A 6032-nucleotide genomic window follows, 5' to 3' on the forward strand; every position below is an offset into this window, starting at 1 on the left:
CATTTTTACCGTGTCCAAAGTCGTTCCAAGGCCTGACGAGGATCTTCCGCACGGGTAATCGGCCTTCCGACCACAAGAAATGAACTCCCTGCCGCCAAAGCCTCATCCGGGGTGAGGACCCGTGCTTGATCCTGCGCTTCACTCCAGGCTGGGCGAATCCCTGGTGTAACGATCAAAAAACCAGGTTCCGTGTTTCGCCTGAGTACCTTCGCCTCCATGGCCGAAGCGACTACCCCGTCCAGACCAGCCTTTTCGGCGATTTTGGCGAGTGCCAGCACATGCTCCGGGAGTTTCCTTTGTACTCCCAGCTCTTGTCTGAATTGATTTTCCGATATACTGGTCAGGACTGTAACCCCAATCACTTTAGGAACGCTTTTCTGCTTACTCCCTGCTTCCCGCACAGCCTGAACAGCCCTGGCCATCATCTCGTACCCGCCGCTGCAATGAACATTGATCATATCCACACCATACTGAACGAATCCACGCATTGCCCGTTCTACCGTCGTGGGAATGTCATGCAGCTTCAAGTCCAGAAAAATGGGAAACCCCATCTCTTTCAGTTCCTGGATCATCACCGGACCCGTATAGGCATACAACTCCATGCCCACTTTAAGCCAACATCCGCTCCCTTGGAGAGCCTTAGCCAGGGTTAAAGCTTCCGCGCGCCCGGGCACATCGAGAGCCACGATAATTTTCTTATTTAATGCTGCATCCATTTACTTAGGCCTCCGTTTCTAACTGTTCTTTTCAAGCTACTTCATTTAAAGACTGCTCCGTTATAACTCTCTATTTAAAAAACTACTGTTTTATCAAAACCAACGTTACCATTTCATTCTTTTTTCAATTCAAACCAACTTCTCATTTCAATCCAACTGTTTAATTACATAATGACAGTTACATTCAAACCGCTTGAATTATTTCAATGTGATTCTTTGTGTTCTATTCCCTGGGGGTTACCCCATCCCCTTACTTAGCTCAAAAATTAAGCCTGATGGGCCAATCCTACTAAATCACGCACGGAAGTCTTTCCGTGTTTTTCACAATATGTTGTTATTCCCCGTAGAATTTCCAGCGGAGTCTGCGGATTGACAAAATTTCCCGTGCCGATACTTATGGCTGTCGCTCCGGCTAAGAGAAATTCCACAGCATCCTGCCAAGTGGTAATCCCGCCCATACCTATAATCGGTAAATCGACCGCTTCTGCCACTTGCCAGACCATACGGACAGCAACCGGTCGAATGGCCGGCCCGGATAGCCCTCCAAACGTATTGGCTAACAAGGGACGTTGCTGTTCTATGTCAATCCGCATTCCTAATAGCGTATTTATGAGCGAGAGAGCATCCGCTCCCCCTCGCTGGACAGCACGGGCCATTCCCACAATATCCGTAACATTAGGTGATAGCTTAGCGATGATTGGAAGATTCGTTGCTGCCTTAACCGCCGCAATCACCTCTTCAGCACTCTGAGGGTCTGTTCCAAAATGCATCCCCCCATGTTTGACATTAGGGCAGGAAATGTTAACTTCCAGCGCGGCTAATCCGGAATCCACTTGCAACGCGCGAGCCATATGTTCATACTCTTCCAGTGAAAAACCAGAAATATTGGCTATCACCGCGGTCGGCAGTTTGCGAACCTTTGGCAAATAGGATCTTAAAAATTCCTCAAGTCCCGGATTTTCTAACCCAACCGCGTTGAGTAAACCTGCCGGCGTTTCCGCCAGGCGGGGCACTAGATTTCCCAGCCGCGGCAGGGGGGTAATCCCCTTTAAGGTTATTCCTCCTAAAGCTTCCAGAGGACAATAGGCGGCATACTCTTCTCCAAACCCATAAGTTCCTGAACAGGTCAGGACTGGATTTCTGAGAGTGATTCCCGCCAGCACGGTAGTAAGATCAACAGAATACATCCCAGACAACCTCCTCACCCCAAAAAACCGGTCCGTCCTGACATACTTTTTTATGGATGAGCGTGCCTGCTTGATCAATGAGGGTACATACACATCCTAAACAGGCTCCCACTGCGCAGCCCATGCGTTCTTCCAGAGAAACCTGCACAGGGACCGCAAAGGTCATACATAGTTCTGTCACGGCCTGCATCATCTTCGGCGGGCCGCAAGCGGCAACACTAATCTGCCCGGGGCTTGAAGAGTTCGCCTGTTTCGTTTGACCAATCGTTTGCCCAAACAACTGCGATAATCGTCCCTTCACCGGTCCGGTCACCAGGCCCTTATCTTCTAAAGTTCCATCCAACGTAGTGAGGTGAATCGGAATCCCCAGTGCTTGCCAGGCGGAAAGTCCCGCACTTTTTAAAAACGACCGGTTTTCTCCTCCCCAAAACAAACGAACGCTCAGACCCTGAGCAAGTGCGCTTTGAGCGAGAGCATAAAGGGGAAATATGCCAATTCCTCCGGCAACCAGCCATAATTCCACTGCTTCCGGCAAGGAAAAACCCTTCCCCAAGGGCCCCATAACGCTAAGCCGCTCCCCACATTGCGCCCGGGCTAAGATTTCGGTTCCCCGGCCTTGAATCCGGTAAAGCAAAGTAATTTCGTCTTGCTCCGGCGAAATTTTGGCTAAACTGAAGGGTCGCCTCAGCAAGGGGTCAAAGGACGAGATCGAAGAATTCTGAACCTGGACAGCTACGAATTGTCCAGCCCGCGCAGCTTTGGCAATCGGTCCTTTTAAAACCAGGTGCCTCAGCATTTGCTCTTCCTCTCCCAAGACTTCATGAATAACCACCAAGTTTTCTGTGAGCATCTTTCCCACCCCCCTCCGAAATCGAGGTTCGATATTCGATATTCGTGGTTCGAATCTCAAATTCAAACTTCGCACGCTTTGTTCCCGATAAGTACAACTAATCCAGAGATGGAGTATGAAACTTCATCTCTTATAAATTCAGCGAATTTTTCTGTGGTCGTAGTACGCACCTCGCACCGCGCACCTCGCGTTAGAGTACCTTACGATTTCTCTGGACAAGTCGTCCATCCACCCAGACCATGACCGGAAACCCTTGTAAGGTTTTACCCAAAAATGGGGTATTTCGCGCTTTGGAAACCAACGTTAACGGATCAATCACCTCGGAGAAGTCCGGATCAAAGAGCACCATATCCGCCGGAGCCCCCGGGACTAACGTTCCCCCCGACAAGCCAAATCTCTGTGCCGGAGAGAAGCTCCAAGCTTCGATCACTCGATCCGGAGAAATTCGTCCGGGTACCACTAAATGCCGCCATACCGCACKCAWAGCCGTCTCCAGGCTCGCAATCCCAAAGGGGGCCTCATCAAAGGGCCGGGTTTTTTCTGCCTGGGTATGTGGGGCGTGATCGGTCGCAATCATATCCAGTGTCCCATCACGAAGTCCTTCGATAAGGGACTCTCTATCCGTTCGAGAACCCAAGGGAGGATTAACTTTAAGAACCGTCTCGGTGATCCCCAAATCTTCATCACAAAAGATCAGATGATGAGGGTTGACTTCCGCCGTGACATCGACCCCTCGTTCTTTGGCCCGCCGAATCAAATCGACACTCTCCGCCGTAGAAATATGGGCCAAATGCAGTTTCCCGCCGGTTTCCTCCGTCAGCAGCAAATCCCTGGCCACAATCACACTTTCCGCACTGGCTGGAATCCCTTTCAATCCCATCCGCGCCGACGCCACCCCACGGCGCATTTGCCCTTCTCCGGCCAGGTTTTTCTCCTCGCAATGACTGATAATGAGGAGTCCGGTTAATTTGGCATATTCTAAAGCGAGCCTCATCACTTCTGCATTTTGAATATTTTTACCGTCATCGGAAAAGGCGGCAGCTCCGCCCTCTTTCATATTCGCCATTTCAACCAGTTCAGCCCCTTGCATTCCTTTGGTGACTGTCCCAATCGGATGTACATGCGCATAGCCTGCACGTTCTCCCTGTGTACGCACGAATTCGATGAGGGCTCTATTATCAATCACCGGTTGAGTGTTAGCCATGGCCAGAATTGTTGTAAATCCGCCGCGCACTGCAGCGCGTGAGCCACTCAAAATATCCTCCTTGTCCTCTTGTCCTGGTTCTCGCAGGTGAGTATGGACATCAATAAGCCCCGGAAAAACAAACTTTCCCTTACCGTTGACCGTATCTACTGATTCTCCCTGCGCTTTTACCGACACCTCTTCTTCGGTCATTGAGGAAGAGATTTCTAACACCCGCCCGCCTTTAACCAGAACATGCCGAGGGGCTGAGAGACTTTGACTCGGATCGATCACCCAGACATCTTTAAGCCACCACATTGCTGGACCCTCCTATCAGTAAATAAATAAGAGCCATGCGAATGGCCACACCATTCGTAACCTGACGCTCAATTAAAGCTTGTACCCCATCTGCAACATCATCCGCGATCTCCACACCCCGATTCATGGGACCTGGGTGTAACACAATACTCTGTTTTCCCGTTTTCTTCAAGCGCTCTGCCGTCAAGCCATAAAGCAGGCTGTACTCACGAAGGCTGGGAAATAGGCCGCTTTTCTGGCGTTCAAGTTGAAGGCGCAGGGCCATCACTACATCCGCCCCAAGTAAGGCACTGTTAAGATCATGAGTCATTTTAACGCCGAAGCCCTCCATTTCAACCGGCAGCAGCGTTGGCGGACCCACCAGGGTGACATTGACACCGAGTTTCTGAAGACCCCAGACATTGCTGCGGGCAACTCTGGAATGCAAAATATCTCCCACGATGACAACATTCTTTCCGTCCAAGGCTCCCAGATTCTCTTCCATCGTGAAAATGTCCAGTAAAGCTTGGGTTGGATGCTCATGCTGCCCGTCTCCTGCATTAATGACCCCAGAATCAAGGATATCTGCTAAGAATTTTGCGGAGCCTGAACCAGGATGCCGCAGGACCACCAGATCCGCCCGCATCGCTTGAATCGTCCTGGCCGTATCATATAAACTTTCCCCTTTGCTCACACTGCTCTGGGCGATTGCAAGGCTTGTTGTATCAGCTCCCAATACTTTTGCAGCCATTTCAAAGGAAGTTCGCGTCCGTGTACTGGCCTCGTAAAAAACATTAACCACCGATTTACCTTTTAATGTGGGCAACTTCTTAATCGGGCGCATCAATATTTCCTTCATCACTTTTGCCGTATGCAGGATATGCCGGATCTCATCCACGCTCATTTCCTCTATCCCCAGAATATCTTTACGCTGCCATTTCATCGTAACCCCCCCTAACTTCGCTCCCCCATTATTATCCTTTATGGTTATGAGCTTATATCAAATAAAAAAATCCTCTTCCGCAAGGGAGAGAATTTTTATATAGGCATAAACCTATACTACTCGCCCCTTGACTATCTCTCTGAATAGTATTTAAAGGGTAAAGTTTCCATTAATTCATATCATCACGTTCCAGTAAAAGCACATCTTCTGCCGCATCCACTTCCTGCAAACGTACCGCCACAGTTTCGTGCCGCGACGTGGGTAAGTTCTTGCCGACATAATCCGCCCGAATGGGTAACTCGCGATGACCACGGTCTACGAGCACCGCCAATTGTATGCGCTCCGGCCTTCCTAAATCCATAGTCGCATCTAAAGCCGCGCGGGCCGTCCGCCCCGTATACAGCACATCATCGATCAGAACTACGGTTTTTCCCTCAATGTTTACCGGAATGTCCGTCTCATGGACAACCGGATGGATATCAATAGTACTTAAGTCATCGCGATAGAGGGTGATATCCAGAATTCCCAGGGGAACCTTTACCCCTTCAAACTCCACAATGTATTGTTGAATCCGTTCAGCTAACGGCACCCCCCGGCGACGAATACCAACCAAGACGAGTTTATCGGTTCCTTTATTCTTTTCCACTATTTCATGAGCAATACGAGTTACCGCCCTGCGAACCTCATCCGCATCTAAAATTTTACTTTTAAACGTACCCGCTTCCACAGTTCACTAACTCCTTTCACCCGGGGATTATCCCCGGATCTGAAGATTTGGAAAGAAAAAACTGTCTGAACAGCAGACAGTCCTCCCTCGCTTCCGTCTGCCTTCCCAAGCCTCTCAGGACTTCATTAA

The 6032-nt window shown here is 49.8% G+C and carries 6 protein-coding genes; all 6 read right to left on the minus strand.

All coding sequences use genetic code 11. The features are described 5' to 3' along the window. Window positions 1-5: 5 nt before the first annotated feature. The 6 genes from pyrF to pyrR all read right to left on the minus strand — a co-directional run bounded on the left by pyrF (window position 6) and on the right by pyrR (window position 5903). Window positions 6-716, minus strand: a complete 711-nt coding sequence (pyrF, locus tag AC6I5A_RS12185) for an orotidine-5'-phosphate decarboxylase (protein ID WP_034616358.1) — start codon at window positions 714-716, stop codon at window positions 6-8. A 266-nt stretch (window positions 717-982) separates the two neighbouring features. Next, entirely contained in the window at window positions 983-1903 is a 921-nt protein-coding gene (locus AC6I5A_RS12190; protein WP_034616360.1) for a dihydroorotate dehydrogenase, read from the minus strand. Further along, window positions 1890-2753 (minus strand): dihydroorotate dehydrogenase electron transfer subunit, encoded by an 864-nt coding sequence (locus AC6I5A_RS12195; protein WP_034616362.1) that lies wholly within the window; start codon window positions 2751-2753, stop codon window positions 1890-1892. Before AC6I5A_RS12195 ends, AC6I5A_RS12190 begins: the two co-directional genes overlap by 14 nt. Before the next feature lie 190 nt (window positions 2754-2943). Then, the gene (locus AC6I5A_RS12200) at window positions 2944-4254 is read right to left on the minus strand and encodes a dihydroorotase (protein WP_034616363.1); all 1311 of its coding nucleotides are present in this window, start codon (window positions 4252-4254) and stop codon (window positions 2944-2946) included. Beyond that, a complete protein-coding gene (locus AC6I5A_RS12205) occupies window positions 4241-5176 on the minus strand; it encodes an aspartate carbamoyltransferase catalytic subunit (protein WP_034616364.1) in 936 nt (311 codons plus the stop codon). Before AC6I5A_RS12205 ends, AC6I5A_RS12200 begins: the two co-directional genes overlap by 14 nt. Before the next feature lie 169 nt (window positions 5177-5345). Continuing rightward, window positions 5346-5903 carry a bifunctional pyr operon transcriptional regulator/uracil phosphoribosyltransferase PyrR gene (pyrR, locus tag AC6I5A_RS12210; RefSeq protein ID WP_034616365.1) on the minus strand — a complete coding sequence of 186 codons (558 nt, stop codon included), beginning with the start codon at window positions 5901-5903 and terminating at the stop codon, window positions 5346-5348. Between the last annotated feature and the right edge of the window lie 129 nt (window positions 5904-6032).

The sequence above is a fragment of the Desulfosporosinus sp. Tol-M2 genome (assembly GCF_059735615.1).

What these genes read in the sequence shown, in the direction of transcription:
- AC6I5A_RS12195 (WP_034616362.1), bottom strand. Translation starts at nt 2,753, where the DNA reads ATGCTCACAGAAAACTTGGTGGTTATTCATGAAGTCTTGGGAGAGGAA.
- AC6I5A_RS12205 (WP_034616364.1), bottom strand. Translation starts at nt 5,176, where the DNA reads ATGAAATGGCAGCGTAAAGATATTCTGGGGATAGAGGAAATGAGCGTG.
- pyrF (WP_034616358.1), bottom strand. Translation starts at nt 716, where the DNA reads ATGGATGCAGCATTAAATAAGAAAATTATCGTGGCTCTCGATGTGCCC.
- AC6I5A_RS12190 (WP_034616360.1), bottom strand. Translation starts at nt 1,903, where the DNA reads ATGTATTCTGTTGATCTTACTACCGTGCTGGCGGGAATCACTCTCAGA.